Origin of the sequence: Streptomyces sp. NPDC057963, from assembly GCF_042887155.1 — a bacterium.
GTDB lineage: Bacteria > Actinomycetota > Actinomycetes > Streptomycetales > Streptomycetaceae > Streptomyces.
The window spans coordinates 16,849-42,207 of record NZ_JBHVPX010000005.1 but is presented as its reverse complement, the minus strand read 5'-3'; the positions used below and the strand labels follow the sequence as shown (position 1 = coordinate 42,207).

Below are 25,359 nucleotides of genomic sequence, written 5' to 3'. Positions count from 1 at the left end.
TTGATCCTTAACCTGTGCGGCGTGGACGCGGGGTTGTTGACTTCTTCGTCCGTCGTTTTGTGGGGTCCGTTTTGCCGACTGTGTGCACGTCGTGGCGTGGGGTCGGCCGGGTGCTTTTGCGACCGGGCGGCCGGCCTGGGCCGAGGCTAGAGGATTTCGGTGCTCCGGCAGGACAGGCCGTCTTTGGGCGGAGGTGCCGGAAATCGCGGCGGACCTGAGCGGGAGTGAGCCTGTCAGGCAGGCTCGGTTTCTCCCACGGCCGTCGGAGGTCGGCCGCCAGCGGGCGGGCCAGACGTAGTTGGGTGAACACGGCGAGGATCAGCCAGGTCCGCCGGTCGGCTGCTTCGGGGGTGCGGATCTTCGGGCAGGTCCAGCCCAGGGTCTGCTTGAACAGGCGGAAGGTGTGCTCGATGCCGAAGCGTCGTAGGAGCGCCTGCCACAGACGGTCGACGTCGGTTGTGGTGGCATCAGTGCCCGACCACCACAGCCACACCGGCTTCGGTGTCGCGCCGCTGGGCAGGTACTCGACCTGCAGGCGGATCGGTGGGTCAGCCGCGGGTGGAGCCGGTCCCAGGCCCGTGCGGTGGCGGTGCCGTAGAGGCGGCTCTCAGTGAGTGTCTGGAAAGACGGGACACCGGCGCTAGAGGCCCAGGCCCTCTGCAAGGGGCGGTAATCGACGGAACAGGCTCCGGCCTGGGAAGCCGCCGCAGGCGGCTTCCCAGGCCATGGTGGAACCTCAGCCCGACCGCGTAACTACCGCGCAACGTTGATGTTGTTCGGGGGATTGAATACGCAGAACTCGTTGCCTTCCGGGTCGGCAACGACGATCCAGCGGAAGCCGTGTTCGCTGAGTTCTTCAGAGAGCTTCGCAGCGCCGAGCCGTTCGAGGCGATTGACCTCGGACGCCAGATCTGCGGTGCCAAAGTCGAGGTCAAGGTGCATGCGGTTCTTGCCCTGCTTTGGTTCTGGGACGTGCTGCAGGAGAAGGGTTGGTGCAGGAGCGGGCCCGACCAGGCTCAGGTAGGGAGGTCCGTGGAAGCCGCGCCGGTAGTCCAGCGGGGCGAGCACGGCGAGCCAGAAGTTCGCTTGCGCTTCGGTGTCGATACAGTCCAGCGTCACAACGATCTGCATGGCGGAACGGTAGGAGGCTTGGTCCGTCCTGGCGATCTATTTTTTGGCAGCACCCGAGGTGGTGCTGCCGCTCTTCAGGCCCAAGCATCCTCTGCGAGCTCTTATGCCGGTGAGTCCCTTTTCGACCAGTCCTTGCGAGGACCGCTGCGGGTGATCCTCCGGGTCATCAGGGTGATGAGTGCCCAGGTCAGGTGGGCTTCGGAATGTTGTGGCAGACGTTCGTAGTCGCGGACGTTGCGCCGGGCCTTCATGATCCAGCCGAGGGTTCGTTCGACTTTCCAGCGGCGGGGCAGGACGACGAAGCCATTCGCACCGCGGGGCCGGGAGACCGTTTTGAGGGTCATGTTGAGGAAGTCTTCGGACCAGTTGACGAGTTGGCCGGCGTAGGCGGAGTCAGCCCAGACCTGCGTGATCTGCGCTTGCATGAGCCGTAGGCGCCAGAGGAGTTCGCGGGCTGCGTCGCGGTCGGTGGTGTCGGCGGGTGTCACCGTGATCACCACCGGAAGCCCGAGGGTGTCGACGGCGATGTGTCTCTTGCGCCCGTTGATCTTCTTTCCGGCGCCGAAGCCGCGGGTGGCCTTGGAGACGGTCTCTGCCCCTTTGACCGACTGTGAATCGACGATCAACGTCACTGGCCAGGCGCATCGGCCCTGGCCAGCGCGGATCTGCCGACGGAGTTGATCACGGAGGAAGGCGATGACGCCACGGCGGTGCCAGGCGGCGAAGTGGTAGTAGACGGTCTGCCAGGGCGGGTAATCGGCTGGCAGCGCCCGCCATTTGACGCCGTTGTCGACGAGATAGCGGATCGCGTCGACTATGTCACGGCGGTGCCACTTCTCCGGCCGACCGCCGGTCTTGGTCTGGCAGGCCGGGACGGGAAGCAGCGGTTCGATCAGCGCCCATTCCGCGACAGAGGTGTCGGAGGGATAGCGGCGCCGGCGGACAGAGGTAGGCATCAGGGGTCGTCCGGGGGTCATTTCGAGAGTTGCGCGAGGGTGGCGCGGACGCCGGTGAGCTGGGCGGATGCCAGCTGCGCCCATTCGTCGTCAGGATGACGCTGAAGGTGCGGGTCGAGCGTCCCCGTGATCAACCGAGTCAGGCGACCGAGGACGATCTTGAACTGCTTCTTCTCGTACTCGATCCAGTCGGCGGGCTTGTCGGAGAAGAGGTAGCCCTCCTTGCGGCGCCAGATGATCGGGGTGAGGTGTTCGGAGGCGCCGACGTCGCGCAGGTGACGGATCCCTCGGGCGACCTGGGACGGGGAGAGACGGGTTGCGGCGACCAGCTGCTTGGTCTGCAGTCCTGCGGGTCTGGCTTCCATGAGCGCGACGCGGACCAGGTCGCCGTAGTGCTCGGCAAGGGGCCGGGCCTGACCTGCGCCGCGGCTGCGGCGGGCCATGGGTCAGTCGCCTTTGAGGAGCTGGGCGAGCTGCTCGTCCAGGGTGAACGTGCCGGTGTCGAGCGCGGCCTCCAGCCAGTCGGCGGCCCCGCGGACCTTCGCGATCGAGCGGCGGATCGTCTCGGGTTCGTCGTCGCTGAACTCCTGGTCCCGCAGGCGGGGAACAAGCCTGCCCAGGGTGGCGACGTACTGGTGCGCGGAGCCGACCAGGTCGAGGTATTCCATTGTGTGCTCGATCTTGCGGACCGCGGGGACACGTTCACGGATCCGTTCACGGGCCTGTTCGGAGTTGTCGAACTGGGGCCGGTTGACAGTGAAGCGGGTGTCGTCGTTGCGCATCGCCTGCCGGGCGACGCGAGGACGTTGCAGCAGCTCGGAGGTGACCGAGGTGGCCACCTCGTCGTCGCGGGTGAGCTCCTTGACGACCTTGACCCGCTCAGCGGCCGGCATGCTCGTGGCCGTCTCCGAGTGATCAAGTACGACGAGTCGTACGACCTCCGAGGTAAAGATCAAGCTAAGACTTGTCCCGCAATGATCACCTGAGGGGCGCGAACACCGTTGCGCTGACGGCTCGCTCCCCTATCCGGTCATGTTGTGCAGTCGCGCTATCCCGCTCATGGTGTGGTGAACGCCGTCGCCATTGAGGCGGCAGTCGCGCAGGATCTTCCAGGTCTTCATCCTTGCGAAGACGTGCTCAACGCGGGCACGTACCCGCTTATGAGACTTGTTGTGTGCCTGCTTCTACTCGGGCAGATCTTCGCCCTTCCGACGTCGGTGGGGCATCACGAGCCCGGTGCCCGGGTAACCGCCGTCGGCGATCGTCGTGGTGTTGCCTACACCGGCTTTGGCCCCGGACTCCGCCCACGCCTTGCAGTCGTTGCGGTTGCCTGGCAAGGGTTGGCCGACCACGACGACCAGGCGACTGTCGGCGTCGATGACGACCTGGTGGTTGGTGGAGTACCGGTAGCGCCTGCTCGCCCGCGAGGGCGCCCGCGCCGTGACGCACCGGGTAGTCGCCGAGGAGGCGGGCACCACCCACGCGTCGGCCCGGTATTACTCCGGCACCCGCGACCGGCTCCTCGACGAGGCCCTGCGCCGGCTGGCCGCGCGTCAGATCGACGAGGTACAGAGCCGCCTGTCCCCCACGCCCGACGTCACACCGCCCGCCCGCGACGCCCGCCTGGCGCACTACCTGGCCGGCGCCGTCGACGACGACCGGGACGCGTGCATCGCCCGCTACAAACTGTTCCTGGAGGTCGCCCGGCGCCCGCACCTGCGCCCCGTCCTCGACGCGTGGGGCGACGCGCAGCGCCGGGCGTTCGCGGTCGAGCTGGCCGTCGCGGGGGCCGACGACCCCGAAGGCGACGCCGCGCAGCGCACCTGCTGACCCTGCTCAACGGGCTCATCCTGGAGCAACTGGACGCTCCCGAGCTCGACTTCGAGCGCACCCGGCTGCGCCCGGCGATCGCGCGCTACCTGGTCGGACCGGGATCCGGCGGCGCGATGTAGCGGGCGCCGGGAAACGCGTGCGCCGGTGGCGTGTACGCGCCCCGCTCCACGAGCCGCCGGATGTTTGCGCGGTAGATCTTGTCCGCCTCGGCGTGCCGGACCGGTTCGTCCGTCAGCCACAGGTTGGCCGGATGAATCGGTTCGTCGTACATCCGCCGGAAGACCTCGGTGCGCAGGTCCTTGAGCCAGTTGCTGTTGAGATTCATCGTCCGGAACTGCCGCAGCGCCTCGATGTCGACGATCCCGGACACGAAGGAGTTGTACCCGGAGACGGTGTGCCCGAGCACCGCCCCGTGGAAGTCGACGACGTGCGCGTTGCCGCCCGCGATGTCGTACGGGTGGTGGGAATCGGGCGTCGGATAGACCGGTCCGGCGTTCGGGCAGACCATGTACAGACTGTTGAAGTGGGCGTGCGCCCGGTTTTGCAGTAGCCAGGTGCCTCCGGGGTCGGGACCGGCCTGGGTCATTGGCACCGCCTCGCTGGGGCGGTACACCACCTCGGCGCCCTGGAGGGCCAGCGCCCGCACCGCCTCCGGGTATTCGCCGTCACTGCAGCAGATCGTGCCGAGGTTGCCGATGTCGTCGGTGCGCAGCACCGGGTAGAACGCGTCGATGCCGTCGCCGAAGAGTTCCACCCACCGGTCGTACACGTCGTGCGGCGTGCAGGAGCGTTCGCGGCACCATACGTGGTTCTTCGCCGCGCGGTGCACGATCTCGCCCGCCGGGGAGATGACGAACAGCGTGTTGAAGAACCGGTCGGGCAGGATCTCCGGCCAGCGCGCCTTGCACTGCGCGACGATGTAGGTGTCGTAGTGCCGGGCCAGCGCGGCCAGTCGCTCGGTCTCCGGACCGGGGATGTCGATGAACAGGTCACGGGCCGCGGTAACGTGCGGGATGTCGAGGATCTCGTCCGCGAATCCGGTCAACGCGCCCTCGGCCAGCGCGATCAGCTTGACCGGCATGTTGATGCCGACGACGGACACCGCGGCGTGCACGGCCTCCTCGACGATGTCGAGGTTGTGCGCGATCTGGGCGCGCGAGGTGATGCTGTGGACCACCGTCGACAGGCCGACGGTCAGGTACGGTGCGACCGGCTCGCTCATGATCCGCACCAGTCCATCGCGGCCAGCGCGTACGCGCGCGCGGCGCAGACGATCTCGTCCACCGCGCAGCGCTCGTCGTACGCGTGCGCCATCGCGAGTTCGCCCGGCCCGAGGCCGACCGCGGGGACCCCGGCGGCGCACAGCCACGTGGAGTCGGCCGCGGAGGGAAACGCCGCCACCGGCGGGCGGCCCGCCAATGGTGTGTCGACGGTGGCGAGTTCACGGGCGTCGGTGACCGCGGCGCAGAGCGGATGGGTCGCGTCGACCCGCGAACCCGGATACCGCAACGGCCATTCCACCACCGGCGGATGCGCGCGCAGCCAGGGGTCGGTGGCGGCGACGTGCGCGATGTGGCCCTCGATCTCCTTGCGCACGACTGCCTGGTCCTCCCCCGGCGGGTGGAACACCGCGTACACCATGCTCATCGAGTCGGGGATGAACGCCCCACTGCGCGAGTGGCGCGCGCCGCCGTCCACGACGCCGGGCGCGAGGGTGAATTGTCCCGGTTCGAAGAGCGGATCGAACTTGGTCACCGCCCAGTCGCTCTCCAGCCGGCGCAGCGCCTGGTAGATCACGAAGCCGCGGTCGATCGCGCTGGCCGCGACCGCCCCGGTCGTGCCGGGTCCGTACAACATCCGCCCGCGCATCGATGAGTGGGAGCTCTTGCCGGTCACCTCGATCCGCATCACGAGCAGGCCGGGGGTCGCGGCCATGACGGACAGAGGCGAGGCTCCGCCGGTCGGTTCGGAGACGATGGCCCCGTCCGCGGTGTAGCCGCGGTCGAGCACCGCGGAGGTGCCGAGGTGGTTCTCCAGGTTCTCCTCGCCGACGACCGCCTGGAGAACCAGGTCACCGCGCAGGCGCACCCCGGCCTCATGCAGCGCGCGGGCCGCGAACGCCTGCGCGACCAGGCCGCTCTTCATGTCGACGGTGCCGCGACCGCGGATCCAGCCGTCCTCGACGACGCCGTCGAACGGGTCGCCCGAGCGCCAGCCGGACGCGTCCCCGGGCGGGACCACATCGACGTGTCCGTTGAAGATCAGCGAACGCCCGCCCCCGGTGCCGTGGATCACCCCCACCGCGTTGTCGCGGCCGGGTTCAACGGCGAAGACGTCGGTCTCGGCGCCTGCTTCGGCGTAGACCCCGGCCAGCAGGCGCGAGACCTCCCCCTCGGCGCCGACCAGGTCGGCGTAGACCTCACCGGGGTAGGTCGGGGTGATGCTGGGGATCCGGACCGCGGCGGTGAGGGTGTCCAGCATCTCGCCGCGCAGCAGGTCGAGCCGGGTGAGCACCCGTTGGCGCGTGCTCGTCGGCGGGGCCCCGGGCACGCCCCTGTCGTGGTTCAGGCTCTCGTCCATGGTCACGCTCCCGTCGATGCCGGCTCGTCGCCGACGGTCCGCAGGTCACCGGTGTCGTGCACGGTTCGCCCACCGAGCAGCGTGCGCAGCACCGTCGTGCCCGCGAGATCGTCTGTGTCGCAGTGCAGCGGATCGCGGTCGACGATCGCGATGTCGGCGTGGTGGCCGGGGACCAGCGCGCCGCTGTCCGACCAGCCGAGCACCTCGGCCGCACCGGTGGTCCACATCGCGAACGCCTCGGCACGGGTGAGTACTTGGTCCGGACCGTCGTTGCGGTGGTCGCTGCCCGCGAACTCGTGCGTCTGGGCGAGCTTGATCTGTTCCCAGGGGTTCTTCGGCCCCCAGTCGGTACCCCCGGCGAGGTCGAGGCCGGCGTCCAGCAGCCGCCTGAGTGGCGTCAGGTCACGCCACACGTGGGTGCCGATCCGCTCGCCGTACATCGTGCCCTTGCCCCACGCGAAGCCGACCGACGTGGTGACCTGGAAGCCGAGGGCACGGTAGCGCCGCACCTGGGCCGGGGTGATGGTCATGGCGTGCTGAAGGATCCAGCGCCGGTCCCGGAAGTCGTGCTCGCGCACTACGCGTTCGGCGATCTCCAGGAACTCGTCGTGCTCGCGGAAGGCCCCCAGACACACGTTCGCGCGGATGCCGTTCTCGGCGCAGTAGCGGACGAACGCCTCCTCCTTGTCGAGGGTGATGAAGCGGGTACCGTGCGCCGGCCGGCCGAAGGGGTTCGTGTACGGCTCGTGGGTCGCGAAGTGGCCGGAGAAGCACGGGCCGCCGGGGCTGAGGGTGAGGCCGTTGAACCGCAGCAGGTCGTCGTCGAGGTCGACGCAGTGGGCGCCGAGGCGGTGCAGGCGCTCGGTGAACGCGTCGAGGCTCAGCGGATCGAACGGATAGAAGATTGCCGATTCCATGTCCCAGGTCGCCAGCACCCGGGCCGTGAGCGCGTCTGCGGCCCGCAGCCGGCGGTAGACGTCGATGTGCTCGGGCTCCATTGCGTGTGCCTCGTAGAGCGCGGTCACGCCCTTGGCCGTGAAGCGGGCCATCTCGTCGATCGTGCCCTGAACCGCGTCGGCGGGGTCCGAACCGGGCAGCTTCATCAGGATCTGGCCCCAGAACGGGTCGTACGTGTAGTAGTTGGTGACCGGGCCGCGCAGGATGCCGGTCGGGTCGCCGTGCTCGTCCTTGTCGATCTCGACGTCGCAGACCCGGTCCGGCAGGAAGCCGACCAGCCCCACGGCACGCAGTCCGGCGCTGTTGAACGCCACCACGGCGGGCATCTTGGGCGCCCACGCCTGAATCAGCACCGGGTGGTCGGTGGTGGCCCGATCCAGCGTGTGGCGGTCGGGCAGTCGTCGCTCCGCGAGATCCCGTTCGGAACGGCGGATGAAGTAGTGCGGCTCGCCGACCGGGGTGCACATGATCCAGCCGCCGACCGGCGTGGTGGCGGCCCTGGCACGGATCCGCTCGACGATGTCGGCATGGTCGACGGCGTCGGTCAGGTCGACCAGGCCGCCCGCGAGCCCCCCGAAGTGCAGCACGTGCGGGTGAGTGTCGATCAGGCCGGGCACCACCCAGGCGCCCTCCGCGTCGATCCGGTGCGCGCCCGGACCCGCGAGGCTCACCATGTCGTCGCCCGGCCCCGCAGCGAGTACCCGGCCGTGCTCCAGCACGACGGCCTCGGCTTCGGGGGCGGCCGGGTCCAGGGTGTGCACGCGTCCGCCGGTGATGATCGTCCTGGTCGTTGGCCCTGTGGCCGGCCCTGCCGTGGTCCCAGTCATTGCCTCGGGCATTCCCTTCCTCCGCTGCGACCGGTGTTCCCGATCACCGAGGCGAAGCTATGTCAGTCCCTCGACCCCGAACATCATTCCAATGTATGAGATCGCGCCTGTTTCGCTTTCCCGGATTCCTGCTAGAATCGCGCAAATCCGCTTCGAGGTTGTGGCGACAACGATGCGACTTCTTCCCGATAACGAAGACTCCTGGAGCTTCAAGACCGAGGCAATGACGTTCCTGGCGAACGTGGTGAACTGCTCCGGAATCGTCTTCTACTCTGTCGACGCGCGACTGAACGCCGTCGATCACGCGTTCCACCGGATTCGGCCTGTCGAGAACCGGAGCTACACCGCGCACTACCACCGCCTCGACCCGTTCCACCCGCGGCGCTTCGTCGGCCCCCGCCGACCCCTGGTGACCATGCGCGACCTGCCGGAGCGATACGAGCGCGGCGAGTACTACCGGCGCTTCATGGCCCCGCTCGGGTTCCGCCACGAGACAGAGCTCTACCTTTACAGCGGCGCGCGTATCGTGGGCGGCCTGTCCCTGCTGCGGACTGCGGAGCTAGGTGATTTCACCCCATCCGACCTGGGCTTTCTCGACAAGGCCCACGCATTCCTGGAGCACACGTTCCAGGCCGGCCGCTGCGCCGTCGAGACCGGTCCGCCGGTCGCCGCGTGGGGGCTCACCCCTCGCGAGCGCGATGTGGTCCGCCTGGTCTGCGAGGGCGCCGCGAACGCCGAGATCGGCGCCGCGCTGTTCATCAGCGTGGCCACCGTCAAGACGCACGTGCAGCACGTCTTCGAGAAGGCGGGAGTCCGTTCCCGGACACAACTGATCGCGCGAATGCGGGACGACGGGTAGCGGTTGCTCACGCGCCGCGCGTGTCGGCGGGCGGAAAAGATTGCTTCCCGTGCCCGCTGAACGAGTACGCCTGGGTCGTATCGGCGTGGAATACCGGAATATTCGAGCGGGCGAAATTGCGCATTACCGAGGCCGGACGGCGACACAAAGTCCGTGTGAAATACGCGCCGTCCTGGAATGCACTCGTGCGTAGACGACTCGGATCGAGGCCAAGGGACTCCGAAGATTTTCAAAAAGGCCGACCTCGCCAAGGACGAGATCTGCCCTCGGCGCCCAGGCTCGGCCCTTACCAGGTCTTCTTGCGGGCGGGGGTGAGGGAGCGGGCGCCGGTATCGGTGACGAGGACCTGGTCTTCCATCACTCCGCAGCCGAGGCCCTGAATGACGATCATCGGTTCGAGGGCGAACACGTGCCCGGGCTGCAGGACGGTCTCGCTCTTCCAGTGCAGGCTGGGAAGTTCGGCAATGTTGGTGCCGATGCCGTGCCCGAAGCCGGTGGGCCAGTAGTGGGCGCCGTAGCCGGCATCCTCGGCAATGCCCTGGGCGAGGTCCTGCAGGTCAGCGACCCGCGCGCCCGGGCGGACCTCGGCGAGGACAGCTTCGAACATGTCCAGTCCGCACTGCAGGATCTCGCGCTGGCGGCGACCGACCGTGCCGGCGCACAGGGTGCGGGCGGTGTCAGTGAAGTAGCCCTGGTAGTGGACGCCCATGTCCATGAAGACCAGGTCGCCGTCCTTGATCGGGCGCGGGGTCGGGTAGAGGTGCTTGAGTCCCGAGCGCGGACCGGCCGCGATCATGCAGTGGCCGACCCAGTCCGAACCCAAGGCCATCACCTCGTGCGCTGCCGCGGACAGCTCCAGTTCCGTCATGCCCGGGCGGACCAGTTCCATGGCCGCCTCCAGGCCCGCCGCGGTGGCCCGGCCCGCGTGCTCGATGAGCTCGATCTCGCGCGGGCTCTTGATCTGCTTGGCCTGCCAGAACAGCATCTGGGCGTCGGTGAGTTCGGTGCCCGGCAGGGCGGCGCGGATCTCGTCCACGACCGCCGCCGGGATGAAGCGCCCACCGACCACGCCGATGCGCGCACCGCCCAGGCCCCGTTCCAGGAGGAAGTCGCGCACGTGGCCGCCGACGCCCTGCGGGTCGGCCACCGTTCCCGGCAGGTCGCCCGGCCGGACGTCGGCGATCCAGGTGTGGTGGATGAAGGAGTGCATCGGCGCCGAGTGCAGGATCGAGTCGGTGGTCAGCATCAGCGGCCCGTCGGCGGGCAGCACCACGACCGTGTTGCCGATCGCGGTCAGGAAGTTGGATATCCACCGCACGTCGCCGTTGAGCCAGCCCGGGGCGCCGTGGACGACCAGCGCGTCCAGGCCGGCCTCGGCCATCCGCGCGCGAACGGCGGCCACGCGCGCGTGGTACTCCTCGATCGGGAAGGGGATCTCCAGCCACTGCTTGCGGCTCTCCCAGTCGAACGGGACACGGTGGTAACTCATGTCCAGCTCCGTGACCTGCCCGCTCATCGCTTTTCTCCTCATCGTTGTACTGTTCTCGTCCCGCCGACGCACGGGCACCGGCCGCCGTCGGGCGATACGGCCGGCGGCCGTCACCTGTGGGTCGGCGCCGCCTTCTCCAGGCCCCGCAGCACCTCGCGCAGGCCGTGGCACATCAGCTGCGCCGCGCCGTCCGGCAGCCCCGCGCACGCCTGGAGGTTGACCCGTTCGGCCACCGGCCACAGCCGCCCCAGCAGGTCACGGCCCGTGTCGGTCAGTTCCAGCCGGGTGATCCGAAGATCGGCCGGGTCCGGGCTCCGGGCGAGCCACCCGGAGCGGGCCATGCCGTCCACTGTGCGGGTGAGGGTGGTCGGGTCGACCGTGGCATGCTCCGCGGTCTCCTTCAGCGAGATCCCCGGCCGGAGCAACACCGACAGCAGCACCCGCCACTCCGCCACACGCACACCGAAGGCCCGGAACTCCTGGGCCAGCAGCCGGTCCCGCCGCCCCGCGACCTGGGTGATCCAGAAGAAGAGGTGGCTGTGCGCCACGTCCGCGGGCGTCCCGAGGTGCCCCTCTGAGGTCAACTCCTCCAGCGGAGGTAGCGCCTCGACCGCCGTGGCCGCCTCGGCCATGGGCAGGTGATCGTGCGTCTGCTCTGTGGACATGACGCGACACTATGCCCCAGTAGCTTGCAAACACAAATATGTAAGTTCAGACAACCCTTATAGATCCCGGGCATACTCCACTTCGACCACTCAGTAATTAATGCAGTTGCAGGTAGCCTGAAGGGGACTGAGGGCCACTCTGGCCGCGTGGGCCTCGACTGCCGAGACGGGTGCAATGACCGGTCGCCGGTGAAATCGGCGCCGAGTCCGGCGGTGTACCTGCGGTTCACGTGTCCCGGTGAGCGCGGCGCGTACGAAGTCCGCCAGCTGCACCGGAGCCCTGTCCCTGACGGGGTCCCAGCGGTAGATCAGGAAGGTCCACTGGCCTGCGCGTACGGGCCGGTCGGGGCCGGTTTACGCCTCGGCCCGGATGGTGGGCACCGCACCCAGCCAGGCACGGGGCCGGTGGTGACGCAGTGATCTTTCCGAAAGCCCCTGATCCACCTGGAGTGTTGGCTGTACTTCGCGGTGTGTGAGATATGCGGATGGGGGCGGGTTGACCGCTGCGGGACGTGAGCGCCGGGAGGCGGTACGGATGCAGGCGGCTGGGCTGTTCGAGCAGGGGATCAAGCCGCCGGAGGTCGCACAGCGCCTGCGGGTGAGCCGGAAGTCGGTCTATCAGTGGTACCAGTTGTGGCGGGACGGCGGTGTGCGGGCTCTGGCCTCCCGTGGCCCGAGCGGGTCGCGGTGCCGTCTGTCGTCGCGCTGTCCGGAGAAACTCGTTGCGTATCTGGAGCAGGGCCCGGCGGCGCACGGCTGGGTGGAGGACCAGGTGTGGACCGCGGCGAGGGTGGCCACGCTGATCGGCCGGAAGTTCCAAGTCTCCTACAGCGTCTCCGGGGCCACGGGGCTGATGCACCGGCTCGGCTTCAGCCCGCAGGTGCCCGCGCCGCGGGTGACCGATCGCGATGAACGGGCCGTGACGGTGTGGAAGGAGGCGACCTGGGCGGAGGCAAAAGAGCCCGGGCGGCCTGCGGAGGGTACATCTGCTTCGAGGACGAGGCAGGCTTCACCCGCCGGCCGCCCCAGGTGCGTCCTTGAGGCGGACTGCGGGTGAAGCCTGCCTCGCACCTGAAAGAACGTCCGCCGCTACTTCAAGCCCTCCCCCGAGGCGATCTCGGAGTTGACCAGCCTTTTCACCCCTCGCGACAGCAGACGATGAAGCACACATGGTTCGTCGCAAGGGGATGCCCGCCGTCAGTGCGCTTCCGGCCCGAACCGGCGCTTGTATGCCGACGGTGTGATGCCGGTCTCGCGGCGCATCAGCGTGCGCAGATTGGCAGCGGTGCCAAGCCCGCTGCGCCGTGCGACCATCTCGAACCGGGACTCACCTCGCTCGATCAACCGGCACGCCAGGGCGAGCCGCTCCCCCGTGAGCCACGTCAACGGCGTTGTGCCCAGTTGTGCCTGGAAGCGGCGATGCAGAGTCGCCGGACTGACCGCCGCACGCGCCGCAAGGTCCGACACGGTGAGCGGTGAGTCCAACCGTTCCTGGGCCCAGGCCAGGACAGGCGCCAGGGACTCGTCCGGCAGGTCGGGCATGGGGCGCTCCACGAACTGCCGCTGCCCACCGTCCCGGTGCGCCGCGAAGACCAGTCGCCGGCTCACAGAGTTGGCGACCTCCGCGCCGTAGTCGCGGCGGACCACATGCAACCCAAGATCGAGCGCAGCCGCGCTCCCCGCGGCGGTGAGGATGTCACCGTCATCTACGAACAGCACGTCTGATTCGAGCCTGACGGAGGGGAAGCGGGCCCGGAAGGAATCCGCCCACTGCCAGTGCGCGGTGGCCCGGCGCCCGTCGAGGACTCCGGCCTCGGCCAGTGTGAAGGCGCCGCTGCAGAAGCCGACCAGGCGCGCACCGCGGGAGTGTGCCCGTCGGACGGCATCGAGAACGGCGGGGCGTCGGGGCACTTCGGTGTCCGGGCGGTTGGGGACGATCAAGGTGTCTGCCGCGTCGGCCGCTTCCAGGCCGGCGACTCCCGTGAGCGTGAAGAATCCGTCTCGCATCAGGGTGCGGGGCTGGGGGGAACAGAGCCTGAAGTCGTAGAGATCACGGCCGATCTCCGGTCTGCGCAGACCGAAGACCTGGGTCGCGCAGCCGAGCTCGAAGGGGTTCGAGTTCTTGTCCACGATCACGACGACCCGGTGTACGCCCGCCGCGTGAGCTGCGTGAGAGGATTCTTTCGCCATGTGCAATTTCTAGCGCTCGCGGCGACCACGCGAAACGGCTCAGGATGAGCCCATGAACAGCGAACCCATCCCCCTCAGCAAGGCTCTGGCCTCCTTCGATGCCCTGTGGAGTCCCCGCATCGTCACGCGCGTCAATAACTATGACGTCCGCATCGCCAAGGTCGAGGGCGAACACATCTGGCACGTTCACGACGACACGGATGAGTTCTTCCTGGTACTCGACGGCGAACTGCACATCTCCCTGCGCGAGCCCGGTGGGGAGCGCACGGTCCCGCTCCCGCAGGGGGCGGTCTTCACCGTCCCCCGAGGCACAGAGCACAAGCCGCACGCTCCGTCCGGCGCCGCAATCCTCATGTTCGAGCCCACCGGGACACCGACTGTGGGCGATCGCCACGACGAGATCCCAGACCACGTCGACGCAACGACCGGGCACGCCCTCAACACCTGACCCCGACAGGCTTCGGACACGCCACTGCCCATGGCGTCAGCCTGTCACCGGGTCGGTTGCATTCACCGGCTGCCCGGCGAGAGCGGCGCGGAACTCAATCCTCGGCGGTGTCCGGGTCGCGCAGGGGGCGCATTCCGCCGGGCAGGTCGGGGAGCTGGAAGGAGTACCGGCCGAGCACGTTGATGTGATGCCGCACGAACGGGGAGAGCCGGGCTACGTCCTCGTCGCGGACCTCGGAGCCGTCGCTCCGGAGCTGGGTGACGGCGGCGTCCATGTAGTGGGTGCTGAGCGGCACGAGCGCGTTGAGGACCAGGCCCAGCGCGCCGATCTGGTCCTCCATGCCGTCCTGGTAGCGCTGGTAGAGCTGCCCCGAGCGGCCGTGGAAGATCTTCCGGGCCAGCGCGTGGCGGCCTTCCTGGAGGTTGGCCTGCGCCTTGATCTGCCTGCGGTAGGCGGGCTCGTCGGCCAGGCGCAGGACGTGCAGGGTCTTCGCGATCCGCCCGTAGTGCGCGATCGCGTCGCCGAGCGGGGTCGGCCGGCCGTCGCGGGACAGCATCCGGATGGCGTCGTAAGCGCGGACGGCTCCGGTGCGGATGGAGCCGATGATCCGCAGGATGTCCTCCCAGTGGCGCTCGATCCGGGCGAGGTCGATCCCAAAGCGCCGTAGTCCGCGGCGCGGTCGATGCGCCACATCTTCTGGTCGGGCAGGTCGGCGAGCTGCGGTGCGTAGGCGAACCCGGCCAGGGTGAGCAGCCCGAACACGATGTCGCTGTAGCTCGCAGTGTCGGTGACAATCATCTCGGGGCGCTTGCCGCCGTCGCGGTCGTAGAGGACATCCAGCACGTACCGGGAGTCGCGCGGGGTGCCGGCCACCACCTTCCCGCCTGCCCGGCCGCCTGGTCGTTGATCATGTTGAGCCAGGTGGCGCCGCCCCGGCGTCCGAAGTACTTCGGGTTCGGTCGCGCGTACACCGACGGCACGGGCACGACGAAGCGCGTCCCGTCCACCGAGGCGACCGGCCCCCGGCCGGACCACTGCCACCAGTCCGACTTCTGCGCGGCCTGCTGTGCGGCATCGCAACACCGCCGAGGGCACCGCGCCGCGGCATCCGCGGTGGCTGCGCTACCGCACCCTCACGACGGCCCTCATCCTCGGCGTGCGCCTCCCCTGCAGCCAGGCGGTACACCGTCGCCTCTCGTGCTGAGCGAGGTCGAGCAACTGCTCGATCATGTTTCGCCCCGGGCGAGGCCGAGCGGCTGGTGTGAGGGCTCTGTCCGGCGACAGGCTCTACGGTCATTCGCCGAGGCGAGTGAGGGGAAAGCGCGCTGCGGCACTGGTGAGCAATCGACAGATCGCGGGGCCGGGCCCACATCCGCAGCATCCATACGCGGCAACAGAGGTAGCCGCGGACGCGATTCTTCGTGTCGAGTACTATAGTGAATAAATGATCGATCATTGCTCAAATGCTGAGCGGAGGAGAGCTGAGTTGCCACTTCCCAAAAGCCCCACGAGCCCCGCAGCTCCCCCGTCCTCCAAAGCGACCAGGCCGGGCTTCTCACTGGAGCGGGTCCCTCTGCATGAACACGTGCGTACATTCGTCCTCGAAGGCCTGGTGGCCGGCCGCTGGGAGCCCGGGGACCGCATCGTCGAGCGCCGGATCGCGATCGAGCTGGGCATCAGCCAGGCGCCGGTGCGCGAGGCGCTGCGCGAGCTGGAGATCATGGAGCTCGTGACGTCTACACCCAACAAGGGCGTCCGGGTACGGGAGCTGACCTTGGATCAGCTCCGGGATGTGTACCTTGTGCGCGCCTCTCTGGAGCGCCGCGCCGTCATGCTGGCCGCCCCCCGGTTGGCCGGTAACGTCGCCGCACTGGAGCAACACCTGCTCGCGATGGGCCGCGCGGCCGTCGAAGGGGACATTGACGGCCAAGCACTGCACGGCGTGGCCTTCCACCGCACCATCGTCCACGCGTGCGGAAATCCCGTGCTTATCCGACACTGGGACTGGCTGGGCGTGGAGGCCTGGACCCGTCTCTCCCTGCGGTGGTTGCGCACGGAACTGCACGACAACGTGGAGGACCACGAGGAGATCACCGAAGGCCTGCTCCGAGGCGACCCGCACCTGGGACGCCTCATGGAACTACACGTCATGGACTACGCACACAAGTCGGGAATCACCTGACGCCGAGGACCCCCGTTCCCTGGCGCGGCTGCATCGGCGCCGATTCATTTGATCGATCATTGAGTATTACTGGATTTCCGACGCCACTGCCCAGCATTACGGCCTGACGGAGAAGGGATGAGCTGCCGTGTCCGTAACGGGGCCTTGTCCCATGATCTTGAACGCCGAGCCGGACAGCGACGCCCGTCGGACCGCCAGTGGTCCGCGAACGCTGAATGAGGAGGAACGTGTGTCACTGCTGGCCCGCATTCGAGGACCGCGCGATCTCGACCGGCTCACGCCCGGACAGCTGGCCGCACTGGCCCAGGAGATCCGGTCCTTCCTGGTGACCGAGGTCTCCAAGACGGGCGGCCACCTCGGGCCCAACCTCGGTGTGGTGGAACTCACCATCGCGCTGCACCGGGTCTTCGACTCGCCGCGCGACCGCATCCTCTTCGACACCGGCCACCAGAGCTACGTCCACAAGCTGCTCACCGACCGCCAGGACTTCTCCCGGCTACGGATGAAGGGCGGCTTGTCCGGCTACCCGTCGCGCGCCGAGTCCGAGCACGACGTGATCGAGAACTCGCACGCCTCCACCGTCCTCTCGTACGCCGACGGCCTGGCCAAGGCCAACCAGCTGCTGGGCAAGAACGACCCGGTCGTCGCGGTGATCGGCGACGGCGCGCTCACCGGCGGCATGGCCTGGGAGGCGCTCAACAACATCGCCGACACCAAGGACCGCCCGGTCGTCATCGTCGTCAACGACAACGAGCGCTCCTACTCGCCCACCATCGGCGGCCTGGCCAACCACCTCGCCACCCTGCGCACCACGAAGGGCTACGAGCGTTTCCTGTCCTGGGGCAAGGACGCGCTCCAGCGCACCCCGGTGGTCGGCCAGCAGCTCTTCGAGACCCTGCACGGCGCCAAGAAGGGCCTCAAGGACTTCATCGCCCCGCAGGGCATGTTCGAGGACCTCGGCCTCAAGTACATCGGCCCGATCGACGGTCACGACCTCACCGCCCTGGAATCCGCGCTCACCAAGGCGCGCGGCTTCGGCGGCCCGGTGATCGTGCACTGCCTCACCGAGAAGGGCCGCGGCTACCCCGCCGCCGAGAACAACGACGAGGACCGCTTCCACGCGGTCGGCGTGATCAGACCGGAGACCGGCCTGCCGGTCAAGAGCGGCGGCGGGCGGAGCTGGACCTCGGTCTTCGCCGAGGAGATGGTGGCGCTCGGCCGCGAGCGCGAGGACATCGTCGGCATCACCGCCGCAATGCTCCACCCGGTCGGCCTGGCCCCGTTCGCCGAGGCCTTCCCGGACCACATCTTCGATGTCGGCATCGCCGAGCAACACGCCGTCACCAGCGCCGCCGGCCTGGCCACCGGCGGCCTGCACCCGGTGGTCGCGGTCTACGCGACCTTCCTCAACCGCGCCTTCGACCAGGTGCTGATGGACATCGCCCTGCACAAGTTGGGCGTCACCTTCGTGCTCGACCGTTCCGGCGTCACCGGCAGCGACGGCGCGTCGCACAACGGCATGTGGGACATGTCGATCCTGCAGGTCGTCCCCAGCCTGCGGCTCGCCGCACCGCGCGACGCCGAGCAGGTCCGGGCCCAGCTGCGCGAGGCCGTCGAGGTCAACGCCCCGACCACGGTCCGCTACCCCAAGGGCGCGGTCGGCCCGGCCGTCCCCGCGGTCGGCAAGGCCGGCGGCATGGACGTGCTGCGCGCGGCGGAGTCCGACGGCCTCGGGGAGGCCAGGGACGGCCGCCTGGCCGACGTGCTGATCGTCTCGGTCGGCGCGCTCGCCCCGATGTGCCTGGAGGTGGCCGACCTGCTGTCCGCCCAGGGGATCAGCTCGACCGTGGTGGACCCGCGCTGGGTCAAGCCGGTCGACCCGGCGCTGCCCGACCTGGCCGCCGAGCACCGGGTGGTCGTCACGATCGAGGACAACGGTCGGGTCGGCGGCGTCGGCGTGGCGATCGCCCAGGCGCTGCGCGACGCGAACGTGGACCTGCCGCTGCGCGACTTCGGCATCCCGCAGGAGTTCCTGGACCACGCCTCGCGGCCAGAGATCCTCGCCGAGATCGGCCTCACCGCCCCTGACGTCGCCCGCCAGGTGACCGCCCTGGTCTCCCGCCTCGACGTCGTCGTCGAGGCGGGAGACCAGGGCGGGGACCCCGGCCGACGCACCCGTCCGGCTCTGCAACAGTGAACCTCGTTTCCCTGTCAAGTCCGGCGTGTTGATTTCTGTTCGGGAGGTGTGCGCCCGGTTGAGGACTGGCGTCGTGTCAGCCCGGATTCTGCGGGGCCATGGGCGACCTGCGCTTCGAGGTCAGGAAGAGGTGACGAAGCCGTAGGCTGCGGCGGAGTCGACCTGGGAGCGGGTACTGGTTGAGGCTGAAGCGACCAGATAATTGCAGCCGATGATCGATCATTGCTCAAAAGGAGCTGAGGAGAGTTGACTTGCCGCTTCACACGAACCCGACGACCCCCGCGACTTCCCTGCCCCCTGGAGCCACCAGGTCGGGCGCCTCCCTGGAGCGGCTCCCCCTGCATGAACGCGTGCGGGCCTTCGTCCTCGAAGGTCTGGTGGCCCCCGCTTGGCCGGGAACGTCTCCACGCTCGAGCGGCACCTGCTCGCCATGCATCAGGCCGCCGTCGAAGGGAACCTCGACGACCAGGCCCTGCACGGCGTGGCCTTCCGCCGCGCCATCGTCCACGCATGCGGAAACCGCGTACTGATCCGGCACTGGGACCGGCTCGGCGTGGAGGCCTGGACCCGTCTCTCCCTGCGGTGGCCGCGCACCGAGCTCCACGACAACACGGAGGACCACGAAGAGATCGCCGAAGGTCTACGCCGGGGCGATCCGCACCTGGGACGCCTGATGGAACTGCACATCATGGACTATGCACATGAATCGAGGAATGCTTGATGCCTACGACCGACGCTCAGAACCCCGCAGACGACGTACCGCCGCACCATGTCGCGCGGCTCGCCGACCCACGCACCACCACGCCCCCCGGCACTCTGACGATCTTCTCGGACATCTGGTGCTCCTTCGCGCACGTCGCCTTGCATCGCCTGCACAGCACACGGGAACGACTCGGCCTGACCGAGCGGATCCGGATCAACCACCGAGCCTTCCCTCTGGAACTGTTCAACGACGGGCCAAGTCCACGCCGTGGCACCGACTCCGAGGTCGGAGGGATCGCGCATATCGAACCGAACGCCGGATGGCAGATGTGGCGCTCACCCGACTGGAAGTTCCCGTCCACCTCACTGTTCGCCCTGGAGGCAGTGCAGTTGGCCAAGGAGCAGGGGCCTGCCGCGGCCGAGGCGCTCGACCTGGCCATACGCCGGGCGTTCTGGGCCCACAGCAGGCCCATCGGTGCCCGCTCGGAGATCATCGCCCTTGCTCGCGAAACCCCCGAAGTGCGTGATGAGCTGATCGCGGCAGGCCTGGACGACGGTCGGGCCCGTCGCCTCGTGACGCTCGACTTCGAATGCGCCCGCCGCCACCAAGTTCGGTGCAGTCCGCACGTCTTCGCGTCCGACGGTCGCGAGTGGGCCAATCCCGGCGTCGAGGCGACCTGGCACGGAGCCTACGGAACCGGCTTCCCGACGATCACTCGAGACGATCCGAACGCGTGGGAGACGATCCTGCGCACCGCCGACGAACTGGCCGAACAACGGTGATGCTTACAGACATTTGATCGATCATTGAACATTGCTGGTCAGTAGCGATTGATCGCGCGATCAGACGGCACATAGTTTCTGCAGAAAGAAATCAATCTTCCACAGTGAGGAAGATTGAGCACAAGGGTTCGACGACCACAGCTGGCCGGTTCCACCACACAACCGGCCGCCAAAAGGCCTATCCGGTTCCGTTCGGCCCGCGTCACAGAAGGGTGATCCCATGTCCTTGAACCACCAGTTGGACCAGCTGCCCGAACCCGATCCCCAGGAAGTGGCCGAATGGCTCGCTTCCGTGGACGGTGCGGTCGGCGCCGTCGGTCCGCAGCGCACAGGGCGACTGCTGCAGCGAGTCGTCGACCACGCGCGCCAAGTGGGAGTACCTCTGCCGCCGCAGTCCGTGACTCCGTACGTCAACACGATCCCGACCTCCGCTGAGCTGGCCTATCCCGGCGACGAGGCGATGGAAGCGCGGATCACGGCGTGGAACCGGTGGAACGCCGCAGTCATGGTCACCCGCGGCAACGAACGCGGCGGCCTGGGCGGACACATGGCCACCTACGCATCGGCCGCTTGGCTCTACGAAGTCGGCTTCCAGCACTTCTTCAAGGGCAAGGATGCCGACGGCAGCGGCGATCAGCTCTACGTCCAGGGCCATGCCTCCCCCGGTGTCTATGCCCGCGCCTTCCTCGAAGGGCGCCTGAACGAATCCGAGTTGGACAGATTCCGGATGGAGGCGGGTGGCGGCGGTCTGCCGTCCTACCCGCACCCGCGGCGGCTGCCCTGGCTGTGGGAGTTCCCCACCGTGTCCATGGGGCTCGGCCCGCTCTCGGCGATCTACCAGGCCCGCTTCAACCGCTACCTGCATCACCGCGGGATCAAGGACACCAGCCACAGCCATGTGTGGGCGTTCCTGGGCGACGGCGAGATGGACGAGCCGGAGTCCATGGCCGCTCTCGCCCTCGCCGTCCGCGAGGAACTCGACAACCTCACCTTCGTCGTCAACTGCAACCTGCAGCGCCTCGACGGCCCGGTACGCGGCAACTTCAAGATCATGCAGGAGCTGGAGGCCCGGTTCCGCGCGACCGGCTGGAACGTCGTCAAGGTGCCCTGGGGCGTGGAGTGGGACGGCCTGCTTGCCGCCGACGCCGACGGGCTGCTTCTCAACGCTCTCGACACCCTGCCCGACGGGCAGTTGCAAACCTTCGCCGCCCGCGACGGTGCGTACATCCGCGAGCGTCTGTTCACCGGCGCGCTCGCCGGACTCGCCCGCCCCTACAGCGACGAGGACCTCGCCCGGATCGTCGGCACCTCGCGCGGCGGACACGAACCGCGCAAGATCCACGCTGCCTACCGGGCCGCGCTCGAGCATCGTGGGGCTCCCACCGTCGTCATGGTCCAGACGGTCAAGGGCTGGACGCTCGGCCCCGGCTTCGAGTCGCGCAACGCCAACCATCAGATGAAGAAGCTGTCCGGCAAGGAGTTCCGCGTCATGCGCGACCTCCTTGAGCTGCCCATCCCCGACGCCCGGTTGGGTGAGGACCTGGTCCCGTACGCACATCCGGGAGCCGACTCCGAGGAGGTCGCCTACCTTCAGGAGCACCGCCGTGCGCTCGGCGGTCCGGCCCCGGCCCGCCGGGTCGTCGCCCGGCCGCTCCCCGCCCCCGCTGACAAGCCGTTCGCCGCGCTCGCCAAGGGCTCGGGCAACCAGGCGATCGCCACCACCACGGCCTTCGTCCGCCTGGTCAAGGATCTGATGCGGGAGAAGGAGACAGGCCCGCGCTGGGTACCGGTCGTTCCGGACGAAGCTCGCACCTTCGGCATGGAGTCGCTGTTCCCGTCCGCCGGTATCTACTCCCCCAAGGGCCAGACGTACGAGCCCGTCGACCGGGATCAGCTCCTTTACTACAAGGAGTCCACCAACGGCCAGATCCTCAACGAGGGCATCACAGAAGCCGGTTCACTCGCCTCCTTCACCGCCGCCGCGACCTCGTACTCCACGCACGGCGAGCCGATGATCCCCTTCTACATCTTCTACTCCATGTTCGGCTGGCAGCGCACCGCCGACCAGTTCTGGGCGCTCGCCGACCAGTTGGGCCGCGGCTTCGTCGTCGGCGCCACCGCGGGACGCACCACCATGACCGGCGAGGGCCTTCAGCACGCCGACGGCCACTCGCACCTCATCGCCTCCACCAACCCGGCGTGTCTTCCCTACGACCCCGCTTTCGCCTACGAGGTCGGCGTGATCGTCCGCGAGGGGCTCCGGCGCATGCACGGCGAGGACCCCGAGGACGTCTTCTACTACCTCACCGTCTACAACGAGACCAAGATCCAGCCGCCGATGCCGCAGGCTGAGGGCATCGAGGCGGGCATCCTGCGCGGCCTGTACCGCTACCGGCCCGCCGCAGCTGCCGCCGCGGACGTTCCGCGCCTGCAGCTGCTCGCCTCCGGCACGGCGATCCACTGGATCCTGCGGGCCCAGGAGCTGCTCGCCACCGACTGGCACGTCGCTGCCGACGTGTGGTCGGCCCCCTCCTGGACACTACTGCGCCGGGACGCCATGGAGGCCGAGGCCCAGGGCCGCACCCCGTACGTCACCGAGGCACTGGCCGACGCGCCGGGGCCGGTCGTCGCCGTGTCCGACTGGATGCGCGCCGTTCCGGACCAGATCGCCCCTTGGGTCGCGCAGCAGTGGACCTCCATGGGCACCGACGGCTTCGGCCTCTCCGACAGCCGGGACAACGTACGCCGCCACTTCGGTGTCGACGCCGAGTCCATCGTCGTGCACACCCTGCGCACGCTCGCTGCCCGCGGCGACGTCGAACCGGACGTGCCCGAACTCGCCGCCCAGCACTACGGCCTGACCGGGAAGGAGTGAACCACCATGTCCGTCTCTGTATCCCTGCCCGCGCTGGGCGAGCCGGTCACCGAGGGCACCGTCACGCGCTGGCTGAAGTCCGTCGGTGACGAGGTCGCCGAGAACGAGCCGCTGCTCGAGGTCTCCACCGACAAGGTCGACACCGAGATCCCCTCGCCCGTCGCCGGTGTTCTCCTCGAGATCGCCGTCGCCGAGGACGAGACCGCCGAGGTCGGCGCCAAGCTCGCCGTCATATGGCGGGTGGGTGGGGCGGGTCTGCCCCAGATCCGGGGTCTGGCACGGGAGTTGAGCTGGACTGTTGCGAGTGTGGTGGCCTGGGTGATCTCGTCGGGTCCGGCGAAGGTTTGGCCGGTGAGGGCGGCTTTGCGGAAAATGCGCCACCAGCCTTCCTGGAGGTTGAGCCAGCATGCGCCGACGGGTATGAAGACGTGCCGGATGCGGGGGTGGTCCTCGAGCCAGGTCCGGGTGGACAGGCTGTTGTGTGAGGACAGGTTGTCGGTGACTACGTAGATGTCGCCGACCGGGTTCGCTTGCTCGAGCCTCTGTAAGAACTGCTGGTAGAAGACGCTGTTGCGGGAGGACGCGGTCATGGTGACCTGCTGCCCGTCTCGGACGCGGAGGCCGCCGTAGACCAAGGTCTTCTCTGGCCCGCGGCTGTGGTCGAGTTCTGCCTTGATGCGGTGTCCGTCCGGCGACCGGCCCGGCACCGGCGGGAAAGTACGCGGGATCACCGGCCCGAGCTCGTCGACGCAGACGACCGTCGCATCTTCGGGCGGGCAGGTGTAGGGGCCGACGACCCGCGTCCTTCTCCCTCGAAATCCGGGTCCTTCGAACGGATCCAGGAACGGGTGCGGCGCCATCTGACGCCCTCGGCCAGCAGGATTCTGCGGACTTGTGAACGTCCTACCTCGATCCCGTGGCGGCGGGCGGCTTCGGAAAGGGCGTCGAGTGTCCATTCAGGTGCCCCCGATTCTTCCTCCGCGGCCAGTTCACCATCCTCACACCTGGTCAGACGCCCCTGCGGGGCCTGATTGACCAGCCCGACGATCCTCGACCGTTCCGCCTCGGTGATCCGGCGCGGACGGCCGGCCACCGGCCGGTCTTCCAACCCCTCCACACCCAGCATGTTGAAACGGTGCAGCCACCACCGCACCGTCTTTGCATGACAGCCCAGCTCCATCGCCTGGTAGAGAGGCTCTCGTGATCCGGGCTGTGCCGGCGGGCTCAGTCGGTCGTGTTCGGGCGGTCGGCGGCGGCGACGAGGTCGGCGAAGGTGAGCGGTTCGCCAGGGGCAGGGGCAGGGGCGGAGGCAGGGGCAGGGGCAGGGGCGGCCTGCGTGGTCAGGCCGTCGAGGGCAAGGTCGAGATGGCGGTGCAGCAGCGTGCCGTCCGCGTCGAGCCGGGAGAGACCAACAGGCAGGGGGCGGGACAGCCGGATCGACAGGAGGATCAGGTCCCCCACCCCCACCTCGTGGCGCAGCCTGCCGGATTCGTGCGCCGCGCGGATCGGGTGGTCGAGCGCCCCCGATGTGCGGGTCCGGCTCTCGATCAACTCCTGGTCGACAACGAGCCGTTCGAGCAGCACCGGGATCACCGCGCCCATCCGGAGGTCGGCTGCCGCGTGGACGAAGCGCCGCACCGCAGCGTACGCGCCACCCTCCTCCCGCGCCGCCTGGTGGGCCGCGGCCTCAAGGCGTGAGAGCAGGTCACCGGTGAGATCACGCACGAGTGCCTCGCGGTCGGCGTAGCGACGGTAGAGCGTGGCCGGCCCCACACCCGCCCGGCGCACGATCAGGTCCAGCGGGGCGTCCAGGCCCCGCTCCAGGAACACATCGCGGGCGGCATCCAGGATCCGTCGTCTGCTGCGTTCGGCGTCCGCCCGCATGAGATCCACCTTCCATCTATGAAGCGGAGAATTTCTCTCCGCCTATGCTAGCGTGCCGTAGGCGGAGAAAATATCTCCGCTTCACTTGAAAGGGGCTTCGCCATGAACGCTGGCGCGCTGAATGTCCGCACTGTCATCGACGGTGTCGAGTACGGGGACGATGCCGTTCGGCGGTGGGAGCTGGACCGTTCACGGGCGGCGCTCACCCTGCTGAAGCAGCGGATCGGGGACGAGCGGATGCGGGAACTCCTCGCCCCCGAACTCGCCGCGTCAGACACGGTGATGGCACCGCTTCCGAACGGGTCCGGAGGAGCCTGGCGGTCGGCCGTCACCGAAATGACAGTCGCCGGGATCGACGCGGACCGGTTCCTCACCTGGTGGCAGGGCCGGCTCGCGGACGGTGACCGGTCCGCGCTGCTCTCCGCCAACCCCGAGCACTACCTCGCCGACTCCAGCGGCGGAGTGGTCGAGATCATCGAGACCATAGGATCCAGCCCTCTCCGGTTCTTCCTCACCTTCCACGACGGTGTCGAGATCGCGGACGAGGGCCACGAGGAGTACCCCATACGCATCGGCGGCACCGGACGCCTCGGCGACGGCACGGAGATCGCCCGCGTCATGCATGAGTTCGGCGACGGCCCCGACGGCTTGCGCATCCGTCTGACCATCCAGTTCCCGGCCAACGCCCCTGAGCACGTCTTCGTCGGACATCAGTGGCACTTCGCCTGCGAATTCACCAACTGGCTGGAAGGCGCGCACGCCCAGGCCTGAGCCCCTTCCGCACGCAGGCGGGGATCCCCT

The 25,359-nt window shown here is 68.6% G+C and carries 22 protein-coding genes and 6 pseudogenes; 12 read left to right on the top strand and 16 right to left on the bottom strand.

Annotated elements, in window-relative coordinates:
- Positions 1-7 precede the first annotated feature (7 nt).
- The 6 genes and pseudogenes from ACFVT1_RS13235 to ACFVT1_RS13210 all read right to left on the bottom strand — a co-directional run.
- Positions 8-636, bottom strand: a pseudogene (locus ACFVT1_RS13235) (transposase); the annotation flags it as partial.
- Positions 637-753: 117 nt separating this feature from the next.
- Positions 754-1,131, bottom strand: a complete 378-nt coding sequence (locus tag ACFVT1_RS13230) for a VOC family protein (RefSeq protein ID WP_389794700.1) — start codon at positions 1,129-1,131, stop codon at positions 754-756.
- Between the two features lie 101 nt (positions 1,132-1,232).
- Complete coding sequence (locus tag ACFVT1_RS13225) at positions 1,233-2,087, bottom strand: IS5 family transposase (protein ID WP_389794698.1); 855 nt, start codon at positions 2,085-2,087, stop codon at positions 1,233-1,235.
- A gap of 17 nt (positions 2,088-2,104) precedes the next feature.
- Complete coding sequence (locus ACFVT1_RS13220; protein WP_389794696.1) at positions 2,105-2,530, bottom strand: hypothetical protein; 426 nt, start codon at positions 2,528-2,530, stop codon at positions 2,105-2,107.
- 3 nt (positions 2,531-2,533) lie between these two features.
- A complete protein-coding gene (locus ACFVT1_RS13215) occupies positions 2,534-3,043 on the bottom strand; it encodes a DUF6192 family protein (protein ID WP_389794694.1) in 510 nt (169 codons plus the stop codon).
- Positions 3,044-3,109: 66 nt separating this feature from the next.
- A pseudogene (locus ACFVT1_RS13210) lies at positions 3,110-3,505 on the bottom strand (transposase family protein); the annotation flags it as partial.
- Positions 3,506-3,527: 22 nt separating this feature from the next.
- Here ACFVT1_RS13210 and ACFVT1_RS13205 point away from each other — a divergent pair.
- Positions 3,528-3,917, top strand: coding sequence for a TetR/AcrR family transcriptional regulator (locus ACFVT1_RS13205; RefSeq protein WP_389794692.1), 390 nt, complete (start codon positions 3,528-3,530; stop codon positions 3,915-3,917).
- 85 nt (positions 3,918-4,002) lie between these two features.
- Here the strand turns inward: ACFVT1_RS13205 and ACFVT1_RS13200 are convergent, their stop codons facing one another.
- The 3 genes from ACFVT1_RS13200 to ACFVT1_RS13190 are packed head-to-tail and all read right to left on the bottom strand — an operon-like array spanning position 4,003 to position 8,284.
- Complete coding sequence (locus ACFVT1_RS13200; protein ID WP_389794690.1) at positions 4,003-5,142, bottom strand: nitrilase-related carbon-nitrogen hydrolase; 1,140 nt, start codon at positions 5,140-5,142, stop codon at positions 4,003-4,005.
- Positions 5,139-6,500, bottom strand: coding sequence for an ArgE/DapE family deacylase (locus tag ACFVT1_RS13195; RefSeq protein WP_389794688.1), 1,362 nt, complete (start codon positions 6,498-6,500; stop codon positions 5,139-5,141). The genes ACFVT1_RS13200 and ACFVT1_RS13195 overlap by 4 nt, the downstream gene beginning before the upstream one ends.
- Positions 6,501-6,502: 2 nt before the next feature.
- Positions 6,503-8,284 (bottom strand): amidohydrolase, encoded by a 1,782-nt coding sequence (locus ACFVT1_RS13190; protein WP_389794687.1) that lies wholly within the window; start codon positions 8,282-8,284, stop codon positions 6,503-6,505.
- 91 nt (positions 8,285-8,375) lie between these two features.
- On the opposite strand from ACFVT1_RS13190, the gene ACFVT1_RS13185 reads away from it, so the two are divergent.
- A complete protein-coding gene (locus ACFVT1_RS13185) occupies positions 8,376-9,143 on the top strand; it encodes a response regulator transcription factor (protein WP_389794685.1) in 768 nt (255 codons plus the stop codon).
- 286 nt (positions 9,144-9,429) lie between these two features.
- On the opposite strand, the gene ACFVT1_RS13180 is transcribed toward ACFVT1_RS13185, so the two are convergent.
- Complete coding sequence (locus tag ACFVT1_RS13180; protein WP_389794683.1) at positions 9,430-10,659, bottom strand: M24 family metallopeptidase; 1,230 nt, start codon at positions 10,657-10,659, stop codon at positions 9,430-9,432.
- Positions 10,660-10,742: 83 nt separating this feature from the next.
- Positions 10,743-11,297, bottom strand: coding sequence for a MarR family winged helix-turn-helix transcriptional regulator (locus ACFVT1_RS13175; RefSeq protein WP_389794681.1), 555 nt, complete (start codon positions 11,295-11,297; stop codon positions 10,743-10,745).
- Between the two features lie 496 nt (positions 11,298-11,793).
- Between ACFVT1_RS13175 and ACFVT1_RS13170 the strand changes: the two genes are divergently transcribed.
- Positions 11,794-12,354 (top strand): transposase, encoded by a 561-nt coding sequence (locus ACFVT1_RS13170; RefSeq protein WP_389794679.1) that lies wholly within the window; start codon positions 11,794-11,796, stop codon positions 12,352-12,354.
- Between the two features lie 18 nt (positions 12,355-12,372).
- A pseudogene (locus tag ACFVT1_RS13165) lies at positions 12,373-12,459 on the top strand (site-specific integrase); the annotation flags it as partial.
- 35 nt (positions 12,460-12,494) lie between these two features.
- On the opposite strand, the gene ACFVT1_RS13160 reads toward ACFVT1_RS13165, so the two are convergent.
- Positions 12,495-13,487 carry a GlxA family transcriptional regulator gene (locus ACFVT1_RS13160; RefSeq protein ID WP_389794677.1) on the bottom strand — a complete coding sequence of 331 codons (993 nt, stop codon included), beginning with the start codon at positions 13,485-13,487 and terminating at the stop codon, positions 12,495-12,497.
- Positions 13,488-13,539: 52 nt separating this feature from the next.
- On the opposite strand from ACFVT1_RS13160, the gene ACFVT1_RS13155 reads away from it, so the two are divergent.
- Positions 13,540-13,935 carry a cupin domain-containing protein gene (locus ACFVT1_RS13155; RefSeq protein ID WP_389794675.1) on the top strand — a complete coding sequence of 132 codons (396 nt, stop codon included), beginning with the start codon at positions 13,540-13,542 and terminating at the stop codon, positions 13,933-13,935.
- Positions 13,936-14,029: 94 nt separating this feature from the next.
- Here ACFVT1_RS13155 and ACFVT1_RS13150 read toward each other — a convergent pair.
- Positions 14,030-14,969, bottom strand: a pseudogene (locus tag ACFVT1_RS13150) (Tn3 family transposase); the annotation flags it as partial.
- A 551-nt stretch (positions 14,970-15,520) separates the two neighbouring features.
- On the opposite strand from ACFVT1_RS13150, the gene ACFVT1_RS13145 reads away from it, so the two are divergent.
- From ACFVT1_RS13145 to ACFVT1_RS13120, 6 genes and pseudogenes are all read left to right on the top strand, one after another.
- Complete coding sequence (locus tag ACFVT1_RS13145; RefSeq protein ID WP_389794674.1) at positions 15,521-16,117, top strand: GntR family transcriptional regulator; 597 nt, start codon at positions 15,521-15,523, stop codon at positions 16,115-16,117.
- A gap of 229 nt (positions 16,118-16,346) precedes the next feature.
- A complete protein-coding gene (gene dxs / locus ACFVT1_RS13140; RefSeq protein WP_389794672.1) occupies positions 16,347-18,314 on the top strand; it encodes a 1-deoxy-D-xylulose-5-phosphate synthase in 1,968 nt (655 codons plus the stop codon).
- A 388-nt stretch (positions 18,315-18,702) separates the two neighbouring features.
- Positions 18,703-19,035, top strand: a complete 333-nt coding sequence (locus tag ACFVT1_RS13135) for an FCD domain-containing protein (RefSeq protein WP_389794671.1) — start codon at positions 18,703-18,705, stop codon at positions 19,033-19,035.
- Positions 19,035-19,799, top strand: coding sequence for a DsbA family protein (locus tag ACFVT1_RS13130; RefSeq protein ID WP_389794670.1), 765 nt, complete (start codon positions 19,035-19,037; stop codon positions 19,797-19,799). The genes ACFVT1_RS13135 and ACFVT1_RS13130 overlap by 1 nt, the downstream gene beginning before the upstream one ends.
- 220 nt (positions 19,800-20,019) lie before the next feature.
- Positions 20,020-22,674, top strand: a complete 2,655-nt coding sequence (gene aceE / locus ACFVT1_RS13125; protein ID WP_389794669.1) for a pyruvate dehydrogenase (acetyl-transferring), homodimeric type — start codon at positions 20,020-20,022, stop codon at positions 22,672-22,674.
- Positions 22,675-22,692: 18 nt separating this feature from the next.
- Positions 22,693-22,926, top strand: a pseudogene (locus ACFVT1_RS13120) (biotin/lipoyl-containing protein); the annotation flags it as partial.
- Between the two features lie 143 nt (positions 22,927-23,069).
- On the opposite strand, the pseudogene ACFVT1_RS13115 reads toward ACFVT1_RS13120, so the two are convergent.
- The 3 genes and pseudogenes from ACFVT1_RS13115 to ACFVT1_RS13105 form a co-directional block, all read right to left on the bottom strand.
- Positions 23,070-23,381, bottom strand: a pseudogene (locus ACFVT1_RS13115) (transposase); the annotation flags it as partial.
- 20 nt (positions 23,382-23,401) lie between these two features.
- On the bottom strand, positions 23,402-23,854 hold the full coding sequence (locus ACFVT1_RS13110) for a helix-turn-helix domain-containing protein (RefSeq protein WP_389794667.1): 453 nt from the start codon (positions 23,852-23,854) through the stop codon (positions 23,402-23,404).
- 44 nt (positions 23,855-23,898) lie between these two features.
- On the bottom strand, positions 23,899-24,558 hold the full coding sequence (locus tag ACFVT1_RS13105; RefSeq protein ID WP_389794665.1) for a TetR/AcrR family transcriptional regulator: 660 nt from the start codon (positions 24,556-24,558) through the stop codon (positions 23,899-23,901).
- Positions 24,559-24,660: 102 nt separating this feature from the next.
- Between ACFVT1_RS13105 and ACFVT1_RS13100 the strand changes: the two genes are divergently transcribed.
- Positions 24,661-25,329: a hypothetical protein gene (locus tag ACFVT1_RS13100; RefSeq protein ID WP_389794663.1), complete on the top strand. Its 669-nt coding sequence runs from the start codon at positions 24,661-24,663 to the stop codon at positions 25,327-25,329.
- The last annotated feature ends 30 nt before the right edge of the window (positions 25,330-25,359 follow it).

Excerpts from the sequence above, each read along its gene's own strand:
- ACFVT1_RS13230 (WP_389794700.1), bottom strand. The coding sequence starts at position 1,131 with ATGCAGATCGTTGTGACGCTGGACTGTATCGACACCGAAGCGCAAGCG.
- ACFVT1_RS13225 (WP_389794698.1), bottom strand. The coding sequence starts at position 2,087 with ATGCCTACCTCTGTCCGCCGGCGCCGCTATCCCTCCGACACCTCTGTC.
- ACFVT1_RS13220 (WP_389794696.1), bottom strand. The coding sequence starts at position 2,530 with ATGGCCCGCCGCAGCCGCGGCGCAGGTCAGGCCCGGCCCCTTGCCGAG.
- ACFVT1_RS13200 (WP_389794690.1), bottom strand. The coding sequence starts at position 5,142 with ATGAGCGAGCCGGTCGCACCGTACCTGACCGTCGGCCTGTCGACGGTG.
- ACFVT1_RS13195 (WP_389794688.1), bottom strand. The coding sequence starts at position 6,500 with ATGGACGAGAGCCTGAACCACGACAGGGGCGTGCCCGGGGCCCCGCCG.
- ACFVT1_RS13190 (WP_389794687.1), bottom strand. The coding sequence starts at position 8,284 with ATGACTGGGACCACGGCAGGGCCGGCCACAGGGCCAACGACCAGGACG.
- ACFVT1_RS13185 (WP_389794685.1), top strand. The coding sequence starts at position 8,376 with ATGTATGAGATCGCGCCTGTTTCGCTTTCCCGGATTCCTGCTAGAATC.
- ACFVT1_RS13180 (WP_389794683.1), bottom strand. The coding sequence starts at position 10,659 with ATGAGCGGGCAGGTCACGGAGCTGGACATGAGTTACCACCGTGTCCCG.
- ACFVT1_RS13175 (WP_389794681.1), bottom strand. The coding sequence starts at position 11,297 with ATGTCCACAGAGCAGACGCACGATCACCTGCCCATGGCCGAGGCGGCC.
- ACFVT1_RS13160 (WP_389794677.1), bottom strand. The coding sequence starts at position 13,487 with ATGGCGAAAGAATCCTCTCACGCAGCTCACGCGGCGGGCGTACACCGG.
- ACFVT1_RS13155 (WP_389794675.1), top strand. The coding sequence starts at position 13,540 with ATGAACAGCGAACCCATCCCCCTCAGCAAGGCTCTGGCCTCCTTCGAT.
- ACFVT1_RS13130 (WP_389794670.1), top strand. The coding sequence starts at position 19,035 with ATGCCTACGACCGACGCTCAGAACCCCGCAGACGACGTACCGCCGCAC.
- aceE (WP_389794669.1), top strand. The coding sequence starts at position 20,020 with ATGTCCTTGAACCACCAGTTGGACCAGCTGCCCGAACCCGATCCCCAG.
- ACFVT1_RS13110 (WP_389794667.1), bottom strand. The coding sequence starts at position 23,854 with ATGGAGCTGGGCTGTCATGCAAAGACGGTGCGGTGGTGGCTGCACCGT.
- ACFVT1_RS13105 (WP_389794665.1), bottom strand. The coding sequence starts at position 24,558 with ATGCGGGCGGACGCCGAACGCAGCAGACGACGGATCCTGGATGCCGCC.
- ACFVT1_RS13100 (WP_389794663.1), top strand. The coding sequence starts at position 24,661 with ATGAACGCTGGCGCGCTGAATGTCCGCACTGTCATCGACGGTGTCGAG.